We start from the raw sequence: 19,185 nt of genomic DNA on the forward strand, positions 1-19,185 counted from the left end.
TTTTTGATTAGTCTGCCAGAAGCAGATTGATTTAGTTTTCGGTTTTTATTTCGATTCCGTTCTCGTCTATTTTTACTTTTACGGGTTCATTATTTAATTCTACTCCGTCTTCTCCTATTTTTAGTTTAAAGTCTTTGTCTTCAGAGTTTATATTTATGTTTACGCTATCATCATCTTCATCCCATTCGTTATATTCCCAATCGTTCTTATCTTCTGGACATTCTTTACATTCGAATTTCCCGTCGACTAATTTGATGTATTCTCCTTCTTTACCATCAATAGAAATATAATCATCGTATTTCCATGAGTTATTAAATTCTGATGTATTATCATTAGCAAATACTGTAATTCCTTCTGGTAATGTTAAGATTACTTTTATTTCCTGATCTCTATATTTGCTTGCATAGTCAGTAATTGCGTATCCATCTAATAAGAGGGTATTACCATTAACTTCATATCCATATTTGAGTTCTTCGGCTCTTTTTGAAGCTTCTTCATACGATCTTCCTTCTGCATTTTTTTCTATAGTAAGTCGTACTGTCGAATCTCTTTTTGAAGCTTTTAAGTATATTTCTATATCTCGGATAACGATTACTCGATTACCTTGGTCATCTCTTTTGATTTTATAATCATTTCTATGGTATAAATGTTTGACATACCTATTATTCCCTTCCATTTTTATGGTTAACGTATCGTTACTTGTAATAGGAAGTACTTTTTGCTCCATGATCACATCTGCGTCATAAGCTTCGAGTGTAGCTTGTCTAACTCCAAGAATTCCTAACCCGATAAGAGAAAATATCCATATGGCTAGTAAGCCTAATTTGGCTGGTGTTCCGATTGATTTTAGGTTTTTTATCAGAATTTTTAACCCAAGAATAAATAAAAAGAAAAATGGTATTCCTACAGCAAAAAATGTTACTAATGATATTAACCATAATGGAACTTCGGGGTGACTACCTACTTCAATATATTCGACCCAGGGAACATCCATAAATCCAAATGTTCCTATTGTAAACAGACCAACAAATAAACTAATAAGAGTAACACCGGCTACTATAATAAGAATCACACCGATAAATTTCACAAAAATCTTTAAAAAGAATAGTAATACATCACCTAAAGCTTCAAAAAAAGTAGTAGAACTGCTTTTTACCTTGCTACTATATTTTTGATAATCTACATTTTTTACCGTATCTGCTACACCATCAAATCCTTCTTTAATTTTCTTTTCGATGTTACTGATATTAACAGCTTCACCTTTCATAGCCAAAAAATCAGCTGTTGTTTTTGCTTCTGGTACAAAAATCCAAAATGCGATATAGATTAGAATAAATGCACCACTAGAAAAAATAGTAAACAATAACCAGGCTAATCTAATCCAAATTGGTTCAATCCCCAGATAGTGACTTAAACCAGAGCTTACTCCTCCAACATAAGAACTTGTAGTATCTCTAAATAACTGTCTTGATGCTTTCGTTTTTTGATATGTTGTATTTGGTTCATCCTCGAAGATTTCTTCATCTAATCTATAATCTTCTGGTTGCCCCATTACGGCAATTACTTCTTCTACTTCTTTGTTTCCGATAACCTGTCGTTCATCCTTTATTTTTTCACTGAACAATTCTGCTATTCTGGCCTCTATATCAGATATAATCTCATCTCTCCCTTGTGAATCGGTAAATGAGCGTTTTATAGCACTGAGATAGCGTTGCAGTTTTAGATAAGCGTTTTCGTCTATATGAAAAAATATGCCTGCTAAATTTATATTAACTGTCTTATTCATTTTACTTCTTTTTTTGTTTGGTTACCAGATTTACAGCATTCCGTAATTCGTCCCAAGTGGTATTTAATTCATTAAGAAACAATTTTCCTGTTTCTGTGAGTCCGTAATATTTTCGTGGTGGCCCTGATGTAGATTCTTCCCAGCGATAACTCAGCAATCCAGCATTTTTGAGTCTAGTTAATAAGGGATATATCGTGCCTTCTACCACAAGCATCTTTGCGTCTTTAAGGGTTTCTAAAATTTCAGCTACATAGGCATCATCGTCCTTAAGGATAGAAAGTATGCAATATTCCAGAACACCTTTGCGCATTTGCGCTTTTGTGTTTTCGATCTTCATAAAACTAATTTTTAAAAGTTAAACTGTTCATTTTTTGATTGATGTTGGTGTTTGATGATTGATGATTATTTTAAAAAATATTGATCAGAAAGTACTACACCGGCAATTAAAACAGAGGTTAAAAGATAATTGATTAGGTTAAATTTTAAACTATATCCTTGTTCTTTTGACGTTTTTATGACAAGAAAAAATAAAGTAAAACATACAATTAACGGTAGTATCCATTGTCCAAGTCCAAGCCATTGGCTTATTCTGGCTTCATCATTAGGATTAAAGATAGATACAATCATAGCCATTAATCTAAATGCAAAAGCAAAAAACAAGAATGGATACCAGTATGTGTTTTTTGTTTTTCTGATCACATAAAAAAACACAAATGCTGTTAGTATAGTGAAAATTGGTCCTGCGGCACTTATAAAATGATCATGCCATGCAGATTCATATTCTCCATTTACCAAGAAAGCCGAATTAAGTGTCATCTTCATTGGATATCCTAATAACTTTCCTGTAAGTAAATGTGCCAATTCATGAAAAAAGAAGGACAACAGAACAGCAAGAGCGGTTATTAAAATATATTTTATGTTAATTGTTTGCTTCATTATATTATTTTATAAACCGTATAGATAATGGATATCTGTAACTTTCGCCTTTATTCGCTTTTAAAGCGGCAGTGATGACAAAAATGATTTCCAGAAAAAATCCGATTAATGCTATAATTCCAATAAAGGAAGCTCCTATAAGAGTTCTAAATCCTCCTGCATCAGAAAAATTGATTGATATATCATTAAAATGAAACAAATCTGTAATTGTAGCATCTCCAAAGACATGAAAAATGAAAAATGGAAAAGAAAATATTCCTAGTATTACAGTATATAATAGAATACTTAATTGAAAATTGATTGCTTCCTTACCATGATCATCTATAAAATCTGATTTATCCTTATTGGTAGACCATAATAATATTGGAACTATGTAATTTCCAAAAGGAATAAAGTATTTAGAAAATACTCCCAGATGCATAAACGTTGCGATATTTTTGTGATTTTTGATTGACATTGTAAAAGTATATAATAGTTTCTTATGCAAATATATGGTTAAAAAAAGGTATTATGCAAAACATAGTACCATATTTTAACATAAATTTAAGATTTATACCCCTTTTCTTGACTATTTCTTTTGCCTATATTGTGAGAACTAAAAATAAAACTCATGGATATTACTCCTAGAAAACTTAATGCCTTCTTACTATTTAAGTTACCCTCTGCCTGGCTATGTGGTGTAAGGGTTAAAAATATAGATAGAACAAGCTGTACCGTTAGTGTAAAACATCGATGGATAAACCAAAATCCTTTTAAATCTATGTTTTGGGCAGTGCAGGGAATGGCGGCAGAATTAACTACCGGGGCCTTGGTAACAGGATATATAAGAGACAGTGGAAAAAAGATCTCGATGCTGGTGGCAAGCAATAATGCAACATATACCAAAAAGGCTGTTGGTAGAATTACTTTTGTGTGTACCGAAGGAGATTTGGTAGCAGATGCCATTAGAAAAACTATTGAAACCGGTGAAGGACAAACAGTATGGATGAAATCAATAGGAACCAATCAAGATGGGATTGAAGTTTCTACGTTTAATTTTGAATGGACAGTTAAAGTGAAGAATGAAAAGTAAAATAGTGTAGGGAAAAAATGAGTAGACTGTAACACTTTATGAAATTCGTTTACTTATAAAGAAACTATTCATTAATCAAAACACTATAAACATTAAAAAATATGACAGCACACGAAATCGACTACGAAATTATTGGTGAAGAAATGCAATACGTAGAGATAGAACTAGATCCACAAGAGGGGGTGATTGCAGAAGCAGGAAGTTTTATGATGATGGAAGATGGAATAAAGATGGATACGATTTTTGGTGATGGTTCTGCTAAAGATACTGGAGTTCTGGGTAAAATATTTGGAGCTGGTAAACGATTGTTAACTGGAGAAAGCTTATTTATGACGGCTTTTTATAATCAGGTAGGAGGGAAAAAGAAAGTAAGTTTTGCATCTCCATATCCAGGAAAGATTATTCCTATAGATTTAACTAATTATGGAGGAAAATTTATTTGTCAAAAAGATGCATTTTTATGCGCGGCCAAAGGAGTTTCTATCGGAATAGAATTTTCTAGAAAATTAGGAAGAGGACTATTTGGTGGTGAAGGGTTTATTATGCAAAAATTAGAGGGTGATGGTATGTCCTTTGTTCATGCAGGTGGGACTACATCTAGAAAAGAACTACAGTCTGGCGAAAAACTAAAAGTAGATACAGGTTGTATTATTGGATTTTCTAAGGGAATACAATATGATATAGAATTTGTAGGAGGGATTAAGAATACAATTTTTGGAGGAGAAGGATTGTTTTTTGCAACATTAACAGGTCCAGGAGTTGTGTATATACAATCTTTGCCGTTTAGCAGACTTGCAAATAGAGTATTGGCATTGGCCCCCAGAGGAGGAGGGAAAAGCAAAGGTGAAGGTAGTATTCTAGGTGGTTTGGGAGATATTTTGGATGGCGATAACAATTTTTAACAGTGTTAAATAAGCGCTAAAAGACTATTTTTTTGGTTTTATTTACATATATTAGCTAGAACAACTTTAAAAACTATAAGATTATTCCTACAATTACTTGTTTTAAACCTAACATTTTTTAAACCCCTATTAATTTATGGCTAGAGCAATGTTTGATTACACAAAAACTGTGCTTAAAAAAGTAAGTTTTGATGTTAATCTTTTTACTAAGGAAGTTTTAAAAGCACTAAACAGACTACTTCCTCACGAGATTGAAGAATTAAAAATCTGGATTCAATCATTAACGATGAAACAACCAGAATTACAATCTTGTTTAATCTATTTAAAATCATAAAAAAAAAGCGACTTTCTAGTCGCTTTTTATTTTTGCCATAGGGCTAATGATTTTTACATTTTGAAAAGTAATAGCTCCTTTTACAACTCCAGCAATAGTAGAATGCAAAGCATCAATAATTTGCATTTTTAGTTCACTTTTATTAAAAATTAAGCTCACTTCTCTCGCAGGAGAAGGCTCATTAAAGTAGTGAAGATTACTTTTTTCATCATTCTTTATATCTAAAGTATGTAAATAGGGTAGAAGTGTCATTCCCAAGCCTTCATTTGCCAGCTTTACAAGTGTCTCAAAACTTCCACTTTCTAACTGAAAATGATCCTCCTCATAACTTTTCTTGGTCTTACACAGATTAATAATCCCATCTCTAAAACAATGACCATCCTCCAGAAGAAGCATATCATCAATATCAAGATCAGCAATATCAATTTTTTTCTTCTGATTTAATCTATGAGTAGAAGGGATATAACCTACAAATGGTTCATAGTATAGAACACGCTCTTTTATGTTTTCGTTTTCTAAAGGAGTTGCTGCAATAGCAGCATCCAGATGACCATCGAGAAGACGTTCAATTATAGCTTCTGTGTTTAACTCCTCTATTTTTAATTTTACCTTTGGATATTTTTTTATAAAATTGTTTAAAAACATAGGTAAAAGAGTAGGCATTATCGTAGGAATTACACCTAATTTAAATTCACCACCAATAAAACCTTTTTGTTGATCTACAATATCTTGAATTCGTTCACTTTCATTTACAATATTTTTTGCCTGTTGAACAAGTTTGTTACCAACTTCTGTGAGCTCTATAGGTTTTTTACTACGATCAAAGATGAGGATATCCAACTCTTCTTCAAGCTTTTGAATTTGCATACTTAGCGTAGGTTGAGTCACAAAAGTTTTTTCTGCAGCCTTCGTAAAATTTTTGTGTTCGGCTACTGCTAAAACATATCTTAATTGTGTTATGGTCATGGTTTGCGTTTTGGGGAACAAAAATATAAAAGCTATTGATATTATTTATTAAATAATTATTAAAAATTTATTTTATCTATTATGTTTAAAACAAAAAAAGGAACTGCATGGATGAAGTGCAATTCCCTTTTAGATGTACTTGTTCAGGTTTTGATTGATTGATGAATATAGAGTTATAATTACATTCTAATTTCTAGTTCCAGGTTTTCTGAATTTACCTCGAATTTAGCATCATTCCATAGTGGTGGGCCATAACTCATATTATTGTTAGACGTACCATAATCTTCTTTTGGCATTCCGCTAGGTTCAAAATCCATTCGATTATTTCCATTTATGTCATGAAAACAAGAAATAGCAAATACTCCTTCTGGAACATTAGAAAAAGTAATTTTTGCTATACCATCTACAATTGTACTTTTTTCAGCTTTGATTGGAGCAGCTTTCATAAAAGTATTTTCATCATAAAGCCCAAAAAGCACTTCTCCTTCAGAACTTGTTATATTAGGAACGGTTACAGTGATAGTTACTCCTTCTGTATTATCTTGAGCTTGAAGAAGAAAGTTAGAAACTAAAAGTGCGGCTAATAAAGCTAGAGTTTTCATAAGATAAAGTTTTATAGTTATAAGTTTTTTGATGAGGCAAAAGTCTATAAATCTTTATTTGAGGACAATAAGAAACTTCCCAGTTGTCATTTTTGTAGGATGAAATGTATTTTTGAAATAATTTTAGGATAGGAAATCAGAAATTATATACCATTTGGCCTGAAGATGATAATCTGAAATTTGAAATTTTCGAATAGGTTCTTTTACTTATCAAATAGTTTGTATTGTCCTTTTAGTCTTATCGTTACGACAATATCTTCTTTGTTGTTATTTCTAAAATACCAACCATGTTTACCTTCAAAAGGAGCCGTAAATGTTCCTGCCATATTGTTAGAATATGCCAAAGTATAACTCTCGTAAAATACATTTTCGGGAGGGTTTTCTTGTAGAACTTCTCCATGAAAATCAATATAAACAATGGCATCATTAGCAGTACTCCACTCATACTTTATACTTCCATATTTTAATGCTTTAAACTTATATTCTATACCTTTTCCTGCAGGGACAGTAACATTAATAGTATTATTTTGCTCTGTAAATTGTTCTGATGGTGGTGGACTGTTTGCTTCTATGGGTTTAGGTACACTTGCCGGAGAACCTAATTTTTCTAATTTCAGTTTCTTGAAATTTAATTGAGAAACTGGTTGTGTATCGATTGGTTTTATTTCTTGAGTATCATCTACATACAATCTACTAAAACCAAAAAGCTTTCCTGTGCCTAGTGGGTCTATATTGTATTCTGCAGGTAAAACTGCAGTTATAAGCACTACAAAACCAATAAATAAGGCTATAAAAATCGATTTTATAAGTTGTTTTTTATTCATTACGTGGGTATTACTTGTTGTCATAATTTAGAGCTATGTCATGAAATATCCTGTCATTTGAAATCCAAATAACAAAAAGCCTGCAGCCATAAGAATTATATTGGTAAGGTTAGAGAATTTAACGTAACTGTTATACCTTCTCCAAACTCCTAAAAGTATAAGAACTAGTCCTAAGGCTAAAAACTGACCTATTTCTACGCCTATATTAAAACCGATTAGATTTACAAAAAGCCCTTCTTTATCAAAATTAAATTCTTGTAATTTGGTCGCTAATCCAAAACCATGAAACAATCCAAAAATTAATACTGCTATTTTGGTATTAGGTTGTTTCTTAAAAAATTGCTTAAATCCTCCTAGGTTATCAAATCCTTTATACACAATCGATAATGCGATAATGGCGTCTATTAAAAATGCGTTTACATTAATATCTGCCATTACACCAAGTAATAAGGTAAAACTATGACCGATTGTAAAAAAACTTACATATAATACTATTTCTTTTGTTCTGTATAAAAAGAAAATGACCCCTACCAGAAAAAGTAAGTGGTCATATCCTGTTATCATATGTTTTGCGCCGATGTATAGAAACGGACCAAAAGCAATTCCTTTATTTCCTAATAAGAAAGACTGCGTCTCATCATCGACACCATGTGCCGCGTTTACGGTTATTGAAACCAGTACAAGGATTAGAAATATAAAGAATGTTTTGGTATTTTTTAACATTTTTGCAATATAGATTAATGTGCGTGTCCGTGTTCTTTTACTTGTTGGATACTATCTAATCTTGCTTTCTCAGCTTCATCAACCTTAACTTCTGGTGTTGATTCTTGAGTAGCTTCTACTTTAGCAGGATCCGAGTTTTCTTCTTTTTTTTCTTTTTTCTCTGTGCAAGCTCCCAAAACCCCTAAAGCTAATACAGCTATAATCATTGATTTTTTAATTGTCATGTTTGTGTTTTTTAGATGAGTTAATTCTAATAGTTTCTTTTAAATTTTTGAAGTCATACTATTTAATTCACTTAATTTTTTGATCAAAATGTATCTTCTTCTTAATCTCTAAAACAAAAAATCATCATTTTTATTATGTATGATTTAATAAGTGAAATAGTGTTGTTTACACGGTAAATATAGTTTTTTCCCAAGATTGTAACAAAGAATGTATAGTACTTAGTAATACGAATTCGTTTAAAAATAAAAAATAGTGATTTTATGGAAACAAGAGTTGTAAACAAGTTTTACTCACAAAAGCCCTCGCGCTTTGATCTCCAGATATTTATTAATAGTATTAACAGTAAGGTTTTCTGGAGTAGTTAAGACAGTTTGTATTCCATGTTTTTGTAACTCTTTTACCATTACTTTTTTATCATAAGCAAATTGTTGTGCAATAGTTTGATCATAAATGGTTTGTAAGTCCTCTGCATTTTGTTGGATAAGATGATCAAGTTCTGTATTCTGAAAGAAGATGACTACCAGCAAATGTTTTTTTGCTAATGCCTGTAAATATGGAAGTTGTCTTTTTAAAGATGATATGTGTTCAAAATTAGTATATAACAAGAGTAAACTTCTATGGTTTATTTGTCGTTTAACATGAGTATATAACAACCCATAATCAGAATCAAGAAACTGGGTTTTGACATTATAAAGTGTTTCAGAAATATTGTTAATATATGTTTTCTTTCCGCTAGACGGCAAAAAATCATTTACTGTATTAGAAAAAGATAACATCCCTATTTTATCATGTTTTTTTAAGGCAATATTAGAAAAAGCCAGCGTACTGTTAACAGCATAATCCAGAAGACTCAATCCTTTAAAAGGCATTTTCATAACACGACTCGCATCGATTATAGAATATATAGGTTGAGATTTTTCATCCTGAAATTGATTGATCATCAAATTGCCATGTTTTGCAGAAGCTTTCCAGTTAATGGTGCGAACATCATCACCGGTAACATATTCTTTGATTTGCTCAAACTCCATAGTATGCCCTATACGTCGTATTTTTTTAAGTCCTATTTGAGTTAACTTATTATCAATAGCCAAAAAATCATACTTTTTCATTTGGATAAAAGAAGGATATACTTTTACCATTGCAGCTTTATCAAAACTATAACGACGTTTTGCAAGGCCTATCCTGGTCATGGCGTACACATATAAGTTTCCAAAGACATACTCTCCTCGTTTTACAGGGCGTAATGAGTATTCAAAATCTAAAATAGACTTAGGAGAAATACTTCCTTTTTTGAGAAAATCACGTTTTTGAAATTGCACTGGGATCTCATCAATAATCTCTACATTAGTAGTGAACTTGTAATTACTTCTTATTCTTACCGGAACCGCATTAAAATCACTATTCGAAAATTTATCTGGTAAAATTCTATTGGCATGAACTCCATTTTGAGTATTATATAAAGCCACAATATCAAACAGAAAAACAATCATTAATCCCCATACCAATAACCAGACAATAGGGTAGATTGGAGTAAACCAGTATGATAATAAAAACAATACTGATATTAGAGTGAGTATATAAAATACTCTGGAACTTAGATATAGTGATTTTAAAAATTGGATCAAAACTAGCGGGGTATTTCTACAGATTGCAATATCATTTCAATAACATTTTCTGTTGTCATTCCTTCCATTTCACGTTCTGGTGATAAGATTAAACGATGGCGTAATACAGGGAAAAGCGATTTTTTTATATCCTCTGGTGTTACAAAATCTCTCCCGTTAATTGCAGCAAAAGCTTTTGAAGCATTCATAACAGCAATTGATGCACGCGGAGAACCTCCTAAATATAAGTGAGGATGTGTTCTGGTTTTGGTTACAATCTCTGCAATATATCCCAGAATTTTCTCTTCAATGATTACATCTTGTGTTTTTGCTTTAAATTCTAGTAATTGTTTTGGAGTAATTACAGGATCAACCATTTCTAAAGGCTTTGCTGTTTTTCTAACATGATGGGTCTTTAGGATATTTACCTCGTCTTCAAAAGTAGGGTAATCTACCTTGATTTTAAATAAAAACCGATCCAGTTGTGCTTCTGGTAAAGCATAAGTCCCTTCTTGTTCTACAGGATTTTGAGTTGCCAATACCATAAAAGGAGGATCCATAGGATATCGAATGCCATCTATAGTTACTTGCTTTTCTTCCATCACTTCAAACAGGGCTGCTTGAGTTTTGGCTGGAGCACGGTTAATCTCATCGATGAGAACCATATTAGAAAAAATAGGACCTTTTTTAAATTCAAAATCACTGGTTTTCATATTAAGTACAGAAGTCCCTAATACATCACTAGGCATAAGATCAGGAGTAAATTGGATTCGGTTAAAATCAGTCTTTAACGTTTTTGCAAATAATTTGGCAGTTACCGTTTTTGCGATCCCAGGTACTCCTTCGATTAAAACATGACCGTTAGATAACAAGGAAACAATTAATAGCTCGATAAAATCCTGCTGTCCCACGATTACTTTTGCCAATTCTGCCTTTAGTTTTTCTACAGATTGTTGTAATTCACTAAGATCAATCCTGTTCTGAAAACTCAGATTTTCCTCTTGAGATTCTGTTTCGGAGGATTGCTCTGGATTTATATTGTTTTTAATTTCTTCGTTTTCCATTTATACTTCGTTTAAATGATATATCGTTTTTAAGATCGAGTTTTGAATATGTTGATTAATTGATAAAGTTTTAATAAATCTTCTTTTTCAACTTTTACTTTTTTATTGAGTTCATCAAAATATTTAAATATTATTTTGGTATCCTCTATACTATTATTGCTTCTGGCTGCAATATCGACTATTGTTTTTTCATTTAGTTCATTTGTAGGAATTCTAAGCACGTTACGAACATAATCCAAAAATAACAGGTTTTGCTTAGTTGCTATTTCTTTATGTTTTCCTTTTTCAAAATACATTCCGCTAATGGTCTTTGTAAAAGATAAAGTCTGATTTTTTAAAGGCTCTATAATCGGAATACTACGTTGTTTTCGTTTTCCTTCAAAAATTACAAAAAGCACTACTCCAATAAGAACAAAGTAGTACGCCCATTTGAGATAGCGATTATTTAAAAGTAAGAAAAGGGGAGAGGTATAAAATGTCTTTCCCGATTTATAATAATTATCCCATAGTATTTTTTGATTGGGATTTATATATGCCAAAAGGTTTTGAGTATATTGATAATTCGTGTCTTTTAGCATAAAATAATTTCCAAAAGCTTCGGGAAAGGTGTGTAATAGGATTTTTCCATTACCAAAAGATTGTTGTATATAGTTTACTTTTGGATCTTTGATTTTTAATGTATCGTTATATAATTGTGAAACTCCTAAAATAGTAGCATTTATAGTATCTAATTCACTAAAATATGGATTATAAATATCTTGATTATATAAAAAAGGAGACTGTGCTTTAAGTTCTTTATTAACCAACTCAACAAGTGGTTTGGTAGATATTTTGTCAATAGATATAAGATTATCTGTCTCAATATTAAGAGTGTCTAATAATCGATTTTCTATAGTTTTTGCGGAAACAAATAAAGTATTCCCTCTTTCGACCCATTTTAATATTGTATGTAGCTCATTTTTATCAAAACTTATTGATCCATTAATAAAAAAATATGTTCCTGATACACTATCATTATCCTTGAGAAATTCATAAGGCGGTTGGTTTATATCCTGTAACCCTTGAGTATCAAAAGACTCTTTTATTAAATTGTAGGATACGAAAGAACCCAAGGGAATTTTATCTGTTTTGGCATAACTCGGATACCAGTTTACAGGTTCGGGCTCACTAGCTTCTATGTAGGTGAGTAAACCAATGGCTCCTATAATAATGATGATTAATATTTTAGAACTTTTAGTCATCACATTAACGTTGGATAAGATGGGTTATAGAAGTAAACTCTTTTTCAGCTTTCAGGTATAACTTTTCATTAACCTCAAAGCTTCCGTACCAGATAAAATCATATAACTTGGTGATGGATTTAAATTGATGTTGTACCGAATCATCTGTTAATTCTTTTATATAATCGGTATTTGTTTTTTGAGCTTCCCATTGAATGAGTTCTACATCAGATAATTTTTTTAATACAAACAAGTAATAATACCGAATTGCTAATCTATAATTTTTATGCTCTAAGGCCTGATTAATGAGCTGTTGGATATCCTGATTTTGAATAATATCTTCGTCTTCTGTAAGCTCTACCTGTGGAGCAAGTTGCTTTTCAAGAAGCATATCTGCAGGATTTACCCTCATAAATAACCAACCTAATAGAAATAATACACCTATAACTAAGAGATAGGGTAATAACCTAAAAACTACAGCCCAGAATCCGGTTACTTCTTCTGTACCGAATATCCAAGAGATAAATTGATGCCAGAGTTGGGTTACCCAATTTTTAAATTGTGCCCACCAGTTATCAGGTTCCTGATATTCGGTATAATCAAAATCGTCTTGGGCTCTAAATTCTTCTATTTTTTGATCATCAAACTGAGGTGCTTTTTGCTGAGAATCGAGATCATAAACTAACTCCCGGGGGGCAGATATAGCAGTACTATCCTGAACCCTTGCTGATAAGAAGAGTGGTACAAAAAATAAGACGTAGTAAAGAATTTTCAATTTATTCTGATTTACCTAAAGAGTCAATTTGTTCTAAAGCGCCTGTAGCGTGTTTTCTTTCATTCAAATTATAATATATAAATGCAGTAGAAATTGCGGTAATAATATATAATATGTATTGAACTGCCGATGATAGCGTATTTAAAACTATAAAAACCCAATCAACCATAGTAGATGGATCGGCCAAAGATCCTTCTGAAGCTGCAGTAAACGTTTTTGTAAATGTATAGACTACTGCCGGAATAGAAAATACCATACTTATAATCCCTATAATTATTGCGATAACAAAAAGTGTAGCAAAGGTAATCCACCATTCATTTTTCACAAGTAAGAAACTATCATTTATAGCATCAGAAATGCTGGTGTTACGAAATACCAGAATTGAAAAAACCAAACTCATAGGGACGTATAAATAGATACCAGGAATTGCACAAAGCATGAAGCCAAAAAAAGTAATCAATCCCGAAAGTATTCCTAATCCGATAATATTTCCGAAATCTTTTTTTACTCCCTGTACAACAGCTTCCTGGTTAACACTACCTTTGTTATCTATATAGTTTTTAATATAATGTAAAACGGTTCCGAAAAGAAGCGCATAAAATACTAATAACGTTGCCAACATTGCAAAAAGAGCAATAATAATCATCCCCGAATTAAACATCTCACCTCTTCCGATACTCACCGGATCAAAAAGATTAGCAGAAGAATAAGTATAATACCCAGAAGCAAGTAAAAGTAATACGAAAGCTATACCTGATGTTTTTAATAAAACAGATATCAATGATTTACCATTTTGTCTTATAAAAGCAAAAGTATCTGTTAGGATATCTCCTAACTCTCTTTTTTTCTTAAACTCTATGTAATTATTATCCATTTTTTTGTCTGTTATAAAGTTGTCTGGGGTAAATTACGTAATAAAATAAGATTAGAGCTAGCGATCCACATATGATTACAATGGCTAGCCAATCCGGCATTTCTGTATGTCTGGTCACAAAACCTTCTAAAAAACCTGCTACTATAAAAAAAGGAATCGTGCTAATCACAATTTTTAACCCTGCTTTAATTCCTCTAACAAAAGAAGTAAGTCGAGTATATGTTTTTGGAAATAAAATAGAATTTCCTACAACCAGTCCTGCACATCCTGCAATAATGATCACAGAGATTTCAATAGTACCATGAATCCATATGGTGCGAGCACTTTCCCAAAGTAATCCTTTCTCGTAGAAGAAATACTGAAAAGAACCTAGCATTATAAAATTTTGCATGAGCATATATATGGTTCCTATCCCGAATAGTACTCCTAGAATAAAGCAATTAAGAGCTACTTTTATATTGTTTAAAGTAATTCCCAAAAACATATTGGTTTCTCCCATTTGTTTATATACTGCCATGGGATCTTCATTAGCAATATTTTCTAAAGTCATATTTACATATGCATCACCTAATATTGATCTTACAAAAGCTCCGTCTGTCGCAGAAGAGTACGCTCCGATAGCTGTAAATAAAACAGAAATCAGAAATGCGATTAGTAAATGTTTTTGATATTGATAGAATTCTAAAGGAAATTCTTTAACCCAAAAAGAATACAATCGGTTTTTTTTCTCTTTTTTTGTTTTATAGATTTTTTGATGGGCACTAGATGCTAAACCATTTAAGTAATTAAGAGTTTGGCTATTAGGATAAAATGTCTGGGCATAACTAAGGTGATCAGTTATCTCTATATATAAATTAGAAAGCTCATCTGGAGTTATTTGAGTATTATTAACCAGAACACTTTCAAATTTTAACCATTTATCTTTATTTTGCCTCACAAAAGCCGCCTCACGCATGTATCGAAGATTAAGAGGCTCAAAGAAACATAATTAATGGATAATTTTCAAATAGAAACTGCTCAAAATGTTAGTATACAGCAAAATGCTGCTGGGATAGGAGAGCGTATTCTAGCGTATCTTATTGATCTTTTGATTATCATAGCTTATTTTATCATAGCTATATTCATGATTGGGGCATTAAGTCTTGATTATGGAGACGAGTGGGCTTTTTGGTTAATTTTAAGTTTACCTCCATTCTTATATTTTATAGTATGGGAAACATTTTGGGATGGTAAAACTCCTGGTAAAGCAACGATGAAAATAAAAGTGGCTCGTATGGATGGTGCAAGACCAGCTTTTTCGAATTACCTGGTGCGATGGCTACTTCGCTTATTAGATATTACTTTGGCATTTGGTGGTGTTGCGGTTGTTTCTATTTTGTTAAATGGAAAGGGACAACGCCTCGGAGATATGGCGGCAGGTACTACTGTGATTAGTGAGCGGCAACGTGTACAATTTAGTCAGACCATATTAGTCGATATCCCAGAAGATTATGTAGCTATGTACCCTCAGGTTACTGTTTTTAGTGATGCAGAGATTCGTAAAATAAAAACTATTTATACAGAAGCCAGACGAGATGCAGATCATAATATTATTCTGGAACTTTCGAAAAAAGTAAGCACTTTAATGGATGTTACTCCACAAGAAAAACCATTACAGTTTGTAGATCGAGTAATAGCCGATTACAATTATTATACGCAGAAACTATAACTAATAAGTAGTTGATATAGGAAATAAAACTCTTAAAACGAACTACTTGTCGTTTACCCCTTCAGTTTTATAAAAATAGTTTCTTTTTTAGGGTAACAATTTTTTTCCTTGTTGATATGATGATATAAATCATAAAACTTTTATAACATGAAAAAAATGAATTTTAAAAAATTAGAATTAAACAAGAAGACCATTGCACAGGTAAAAGGAGGGTTAGCACACCCTATGGGACCATATAAAGAACGCGTAAAGTGGGCTGTGGGAACACATAATACATGTCAATGTGAAACTATTGCTGCACCATGTTAAATGTTATAAGCGGACCTAGGTCCGCTTTTTTCTTTGTTTTATACTATACTAGTATTACTTACTTACTTAATCACTTCAGCTTTTATAAAAATATTTTCTTTTGGCCATTCGCTACCATCTGTTGGAACATTAGAGATTTTATCAGCCACATCCATTCCTTTTACAACTTTTCCGAAAATCGTATGTTCTCCATCCAGATGAAAAGCTCCGTTTTTAGCAATTACAATAAAGAATTCGAATGGAGTTGAACGATTTGATGGATTATCTACCCATTGTTTGGATAGGGCAACAGCACCTCTGGTATGTCTCAAACCTTTTACCGGCTCCTGCGGAACAGTATACTCTCCAATTTCATGACGTTTGTTTGCCATTTGTTGACGATCACTATTACCTCCCTGGATTACAAAACCTTTGGCTACTCGATAGAAAAAAGTTTCATCAAAATATTTCTGTTTTACCAGATAAATAAAATTTGCTCTATGTATAGGTGTTTTTTTATTTAATTTGATATGGATATCACCATATATGGTTTTGATATTAACCAATGTCTCTGGATTTTCTTTACCATAATTAGCCAGGAACTCCTCTAGATTATCATTGGTGAGTCTAAATGGCTCTTCTTCAAAGTCTTTGTTTTTGCTATCCGATTTATTTTTTTCCTGTGTTGCAGTAGTATTTGTTTTTTCCTTTTTATCATTTACAGAAATTGAGTCCGTATTTGTTTTTACATCCTGTTTATTTTTCTTAGAATGTGTATCTTCACAACTAGAGAATATGAGAATAGATACGCAAAAGCATAAAATTAATTTGGTAAATGACATTTGAAACATTTAAGAATTTAATCCCAAAAATAGAAAAAATGTCAGTACCGGGAGAATCTTCCCATTTTATTATGGCTCCAGAAGCTCGTATGAAAGCACTAAATCATCTTAAAATTGAAGAGAGGAACCCTCGAAATGCTGCAGTGATGATGCTTTTTTACCCAAAGGATGCTATAACTCATCTTGTACTGATTTTACGACCCGAATATGAAGGAGTTCATTCGGGACAGATAGCATTGCCAGGAGGAAAAGTAGAGACTCATGATTTAAACTATACAGAGACCGCATTACGTGAAACTCATGAAGAAGTAGGAGTACAGCCCAATATGGTTACTATTCTTAAGTCCCTTACAAAAGTATATATACCTCCTTCTAATTTTTGGGTACATCCGTTTTTAGGGTTTTCTGAAAGAAGACCTGATTTTGTTCGCCAGAAAGAAGAAGTTGCAAAAGTTATTGAGGTTCCGCTAACAGAACTTCTTAATGAAGATAATGTAGTTTTTAAAAAATTAACTACTTCTTATGCAAAGAATATAGAGGTACCTTCCTTTGAACTAAACGGTTACGTTGTCTGGGGAGCAACTGCAATGATGTTAAGTGAGCTTAAAATGCTTTTAAAGACGTCAATAGCGTTATGATTTTGTATATTTGGCATTCCTAATACAACCGGTTTTCTACATATGGGATTATTTAAAAGAAATCCATTTGGACATATATTATTTTTTAAAAAATGGCTTATCCGTATTATGGGTGGGTTAACGCATAGTCGTTATAGAGGTTTTAATGAATTACAAATTGAAGGAAGTGAAATTTTTAAAAACCTTCCAGATAATAATGTGTTATTTGTTTCTAATCATCAGACCTATTTTGCTGATGTAGTAGCAATGTTTCATGTCTTTAATGCAAGTTTAAGTGGTCGCACAGACTCTATTAAAAATGTAGGGTATCTGTGGCAACCAAAAATGAATCTATATTACGTTGCTGCAAAAGAGACGATGAGAGCTGGATTGTTAGCAAGAATTCTAGCATATGCAGGAGCTATTACTGTAGAGCGCACCTGGAGAGAGAAAGGAAAAGATGTAAATCGCCAGGTGAAAATGAGCGATATTACTAATATTTCAAGAGCATTAGATGATGGGTGGGTGATTACATTTCCGCAGGGAACCACAAAACCTTTTAAGCCTATTCGTAAAGGGACTGCTCATATTATCAGAAAATATAAACCAATAGTAATCCCTATTGTAATAGATGGTTTTAGAAGATCTTTTGATAAAAAAGGTATTCGAATTAAAAAACGAGGAATATTGCAATCTATGGTTGTAAAAGAGCCACTGGATATTGACTATGAAAATGATTCTATTGATGATATCGTTAGTAAATTAGAGTATGCCATAGAACAGCATCCTTCTTTTCTTAAAGTAATTCCGAAGGAAGAATTAGAAGCCGAGGAGGAGTTAAATAAGAAAAGACAGTGGGAGTATTAACCTCTTTAATACATTTTATTACGTTACCTCACTCAAAAAAAGCCAAGAGATCATTCGATCTTTTGACTTTTTAAAGTTAACTCAATACGTATAAAGAAATCTGTTATGCTATTTGGCACATTCCCCAAAAACAAAAGAATTCTTCATGCTCAAAGCCAGGTATCGAATTTAAAACACTACAATCATCATGACTATAGCAACGCATACCTGTGTTACCTCCATTAATAGATTTTTGCTCCTTTTTATTTAAAACTTGAGCTCCTTTTAATTGCATTATTTTTTTCATTTTGTTAGAAATTATTTGTTTTTATTATGGCAGCAAACATTTTAAGACAGTTGCAGTTTTCTGTCTATTAACCTGGTGACTTCTTGTTTTTTTTGTCATTATAAGTTGTTCAAAAAATGAAATCAGGTATTTAGCCAAATGAACATATAGAAAGTGTAACTACGTTTCCGTTGATGACTCTTTCTACTCCACAACTTCCTGAACAGCAATCGCTATCCTCTATACATCTTCTTGCTACATTTTGGCATCCATAAGTACCACCGTGAATCGATTTCTGATGTTGTTTTTTAAGTACCGTAACTCCGTTTACTCTTAAGATTTTATGAATCATTTTTAATGTTTTAAATTAGAAATAGAACAAAAAAGCCCCTAAGGATTAACCTTAGGGAAAATTATTTAGTCTAACTGCTCATAACAACGCCCAAAAGAACAATGACCACTACAAAGACTAAGGCATTGATCTCCATAGTATGTACCAGCTTTGATTGTTTGTTGTTCGTTTTTACTTAATTGAGTTGCTCCTTTTAAATCTAAAATGTTATTAAACATGATGATAAGTTTTAATTACCTACTCTATAGATAAGGTTTTCGGCTGCCCCTTTATCAAAATTAATCACTGTGGATATTTTGATTCTGAAACTAAAGTATGTAGCAATTAGAAGTATTAAAA

General features: G+C 32.1%; 26 protein-coding genes. 7 read left to right on the top strand and 19 right to left on the bottom strand.

Annotation, left to right across the window (positions count from 1 at the left end):
* Window positions 1-31 precede the first annotated feature (31 nt).
* The 4 genes from AAFU52_RS16660 to AAFU52_RS16675 all read right to left on the bottom strand — a co-directional run bounded on the left by AAFU52_RS16660 (window position 32) and on the right by AAFU52_RS16675 (window position 3,179).
* The gene (locus AAFU52_RS16660) at window positions 32-1,786 is read right to left on the bottom strand and encodes a PspC domain-containing protein (RefSeq protein WP_024770275.1); all 1,755 of its coding nucleotides are present in this window, start codon (window positions 1,784-1,786) and stop codon (window positions 32-34) included.
* A gap of 1 nt (window position 1,787) precedes the next feature.
* Window positions 1,788-2,123 (bottom strand): PadR family transcriptional regulator, encoded by a 336-nt coding sequence (locus AAFU52_RS16665; protein ID WP_024770274.1) that lies wholly within the window; start codon window positions 2,121-2,123, stop codon window positions 1,788-1,790.
* Between the two features lie 65 nt (window positions 2,124-2,188).
* Window positions 2,189-2,722: a hypothetical protein gene (locus tag AAFU52_RS16670; protein ID WP_106794143.1), complete on the bottom strand. Its 534-nt coding sequence runs from the start codon at window positions 2,720-2,722 to the stop codon at window positions 2,189-2,191.
* A 4-nt stretch (window positions 2,723-2,726) separates the two neighbouring features.
* Window positions 2,727-3,179, bottom strand: coding sequence for a DUF4870 domain-containing protein (locus AAFU52_RS16675; RefSeq protein ID WP_024770272.1), 453 nt, complete (start codon window positions 3,177-3,179; stop codon window positions 2,727-2,729).
* Window positions 3,180-3,332: 153 nt separating this feature from the next.
* Here AAFU52_RS16675 and AAFU52_RS16680 point away from each other — a divergent pair, with 153 nt between their 5' ends.
* The 3 genes from AAFU52_RS16680 (at window position 3,333) to AAFU52_RS16690 (ending at window position 5,030) form a co-directional block, all read left to right on the top strand.
* Entirely contained in the window at window positions 3,333-3,794 is a 462-nt protein-coding gene (locus AAFU52_RS16680) for a DUF4442 domain-containing protein (RefSeq protein ID WP_024770271.1), read from the top strand.
* A 101-nt stretch (window positions 3,795-3,895) separates the two neighbouring features.
* Window positions 3,896-4,696 (top strand): TIGR00266 family protein, encoded by an 801-nt coding sequence (locus tag AAFU52_RS16685; protein ID WP_024770270.1) that lies wholly within the window; start codon window positions 3,896-3,898, stop codon window positions 4,694-4,696.
* A 136-nt stretch (window positions 4,697-4,832) separates the two neighbouring features.
* Window positions 4,833-5,030, top strand: coding sequence for a hypothetical protein (locus AAFU52_RS16690; protein ID WP_024770269.1), 198 nt, complete (start codon window positions 4,833-4,835; stop codon window positions 5,028-5,030).
* 15 nt (window positions 5,031-5,045) lie between these two features.
* On the opposite strand, the gene AAFU52_RS16695 is transcribed toward AAFU52_RS16690, so the two are convergent.
* The 11 genes from AAFU52_RS16695 to AAFU52_RS16745 form a co-directional block, all read right to left on the bottom strand.
* Window positions 5,046-5,996: a LysR family transcriptional regulator gene (locus AAFU52_RS16695; RefSeq protein WP_438422720.1), complete on the bottom strand. Its 951-nt coding sequence runs from the start codon at window positions 5,994-5,996 to the stop codon at window positions 5,046-5,048.
* Window positions 5,997-6,175: 179 nt separating this feature from the next.
* Window positions 6,176-6,598 (bottom strand): DUF2141 domain-containing protein, encoded by a 423-nt coding sequence (locus AAFU52_RS16700; protein ID WP_438422721.1) that lies wholly within the window; start codon window positions 6,596-6,598, stop codon window positions 6,176-6,178.
* A gap of 203 nt (window positions 6,599-6,801) precedes the next feature.
* A complete protein-coding gene (locus AAFU52_RS16705; RefSeq protein ID WP_438422723.1) occupies window positions 6,802-7,446 on the bottom strand; it encodes a hypothetical protein in 645 nt (214 codons plus the stop codon).
* Window positions 7,447-7,455: 9 nt separating this feature from the next.
* Window positions 7,456-8,145, bottom strand: coding sequence for a HupE/UreJ family protein (locus tag AAFU52_RS16710; protein WP_438422724.1), 690 nt, complete (start codon window positions 8,143-8,145; stop codon window positions 7,456-7,458).
* A gap of 14 nt (window positions 8,146-8,159) precedes the next feature.
* Entirely contained in the window at window positions 8,160-8,369 is a 210-nt protein-coding gene (locus AAFU52_RS16715; RefSeq protein ID WP_438422725.1) for a hypothetical protein, read from the bottom strand.
* Between the two features lie 291 nt (window positions 8,370-8,660).
* Window positions 8,661-9,992 (bottom strand): DUF58 domain-containing protein, encoded by a 1,332-nt coding sequence (locus AAFU52_RS16720; RefSeq protein WP_438426645.1) that lies wholly within the window; start codon window positions 9,990-9,992, stop codon window positions 8,661-8,663.
* A gap of 5 nt (window positions 9,993-9,997) precedes the next feature.
* Window positions 9,998-11,038, bottom strand: a complete 1,041-nt coding sequence (locus tag AAFU52_RS16725) for an AAA family ATPase (RefSeq protein WP_438422726.1) — start codon at window positions 11,036-11,038, stop codon at window positions 9,998-10,000.
* 29 nt (window positions 11,039-11,067) lie between these two features.
* The gene (locus tag AAFU52_RS16730) at window positions 11,068-12,279 is read right to left on the bottom strand and encodes a DUF4350 domain-containing protein (RefSeq protein WP_024770261.1); all 1,212 of its coding nucleotides are present in this window, start codon (window positions 12,277-12,279) and stop codon (window positions 11,068-11,070) included.
* Window positions 12,280-12,283: 4 nt separating this feature from the next.
* Complete coding sequence (locus AAFU52_RS16735; RefSeq protein WP_438422727.1) at window positions 12,284-13,033, bottom strand: DUF4129 domain-containing protein; 750 nt, start codon at window positions 13,031-13,033, stop codon at window positions 12,284-12,286.
* Between the two features lies 1 nt (window position 13,034).
* Window positions 13,035-13,907, bottom strand: a complete 873-nt coding sequence (locus AAFU52_RS16740; RefSeq protein WP_438422729.1) for a hypothetical protein — start codon at window positions 13,905-13,907, stop codon at window positions 13,035-13,037.
* Complete coding sequence (locus tag AAFU52_RS16745) at window positions 13,900-14,862, bottom strand: stage II sporulation protein M (protein ID WP_438422730.1); 963 nt, start codon at window positions 14,860-14,862, stop codon at window positions 13,900-13,902. Before AAFU52_RS16745 ends, AAFU52_RS16740 begins: the two co-directional genes overlap by 8 nt.
* Window positions 14,863-14,898: 36 nt before the next feature.
* Here AAFU52_RS16745 and AAFU52_RS16750 point away from each other — a divergent pair, with 36 nt between their 5' ends.
* Both AAFU52_RS16750 and AAFU52_RS16755 read left to right on the top strand, forming a co-directional pair.
* Window positions 14,899-15,615: an RDD family protein gene (locus tag AAFU52_RS16750; RefSeq protein ID WP_438422731.1), complete on the top strand. Its 717-nt coding sequence runs from the start codon at window positions 14,899-14,901 to the stop codon at window positions 15,613-15,615.
* Window positions 15,616-15,762: 147 nt separating this feature from the next.
* Window positions 15,763-15,924, top strand: a complete 162-nt coding sequence (locus AAFU52_RS16755) for a hypothetical protein (protein ID WP_158237238.1) — start codon at window positions 15,763-15,765, stop codon at window positions 15,922-15,924.
* Window positions 15,925-15,986: 62 nt separating this feature from the next.
* Here the strand turns inward: AAFU52_RS16755 and AAFU52_RS16760 are convergent, their stop codons facing one another.
* Entirely contained in the window at window positions 15,987-16,745 is a 759-nt protein-coding gene (locus AAFU52_RS16760) for a peptidylprolyl isomerase (protein WP_438422733.1), read from the bottom strand.
* A gap of 38 nt (window positions 16,746-16,783) precedes the next feature.
* Between AAFU52_RS16760 and AAFU52_RS16765 the strand changes: the two genes are divergently transcribed.
* On the top strand, window positions 16,784-17,383 hold the full coding sequence (locus tag AAFU52_RS16765) for an NUDIX hydrolase (RefSeq protein WP_438422734.1): 600 nt from the start codon (window positions 16,784-16,786) through the stop codon (window positions 17,381-17,383).
* 42 nt (window positions 17,384-17,425) lie between these two features.
* Window positions 17,426-18,229: a lysophospholipid acyltransferase family protein gene (locus AAFU52_RS16770; protein ID WP_024770250.1), complete on the top strand. Its 804-nt coding sequence runs from the start codon at window positions 17,426-17,428 to the stop codon at window positions 18,227-18,229.
* A 103-nt stretch (window positions 18,230-18,332) separates the two neighbouring features.
* Here the strand turns inward: AAFU52_RS16770 and AAFU52_RS16775 are convergent, their stop codons facing one another.
* The 3 genes from AAFU52_RS16775 to AAFU52_RS16785 form a co-directional block, all read right to left on the bottom strand.
* Window positions 18,333-18,515 carry a hypothetical protein gene (locus tag AAFU52_RS16775; protein WP_106793316.1) on the bottom strand — a complete coding sequence of 61 codons (183 nt, stop codon included), beginning with the start codon at window positions 18,513-18,515 and terminating at the stop codon, window positions 18,333-18,335.
* Between the two features lie 130 nt (window positions 18,516-18,645).
* Entirely contained in the window at window positions 18,646-18,846 is a 201-nt protein-coding gene (locus AAFU52_RS16780; RefSeq protein ID WP_438422736.1) for a hypothetical protein, read from the bottom strand.
* Between the two features lie 65 nt (window positions 18,847-18,911).
* Window positions 18,912-19,064, bottom strand: a complete 153-nt coding sequence (locus tag AAFU52_RS16785) for a hypothetical protein (RefSeq protein ID WP_438422737.1) — start codon at window positions 19,062-19,064, stop codon at window positions 18,912-18,914.
* Between the last annotated feature and the right edge of the window lie 121 nt (window positions 19,065-19,185).

The organism is Aquimarina macrocephali (assembly GCF_051627225.1).
GTDB lineage: Bacteria > Bacteroidota > Bacteroidia > Flavobacteriales > Flavobacteriaceae > Aquimarina > Aquimarina macrocephali.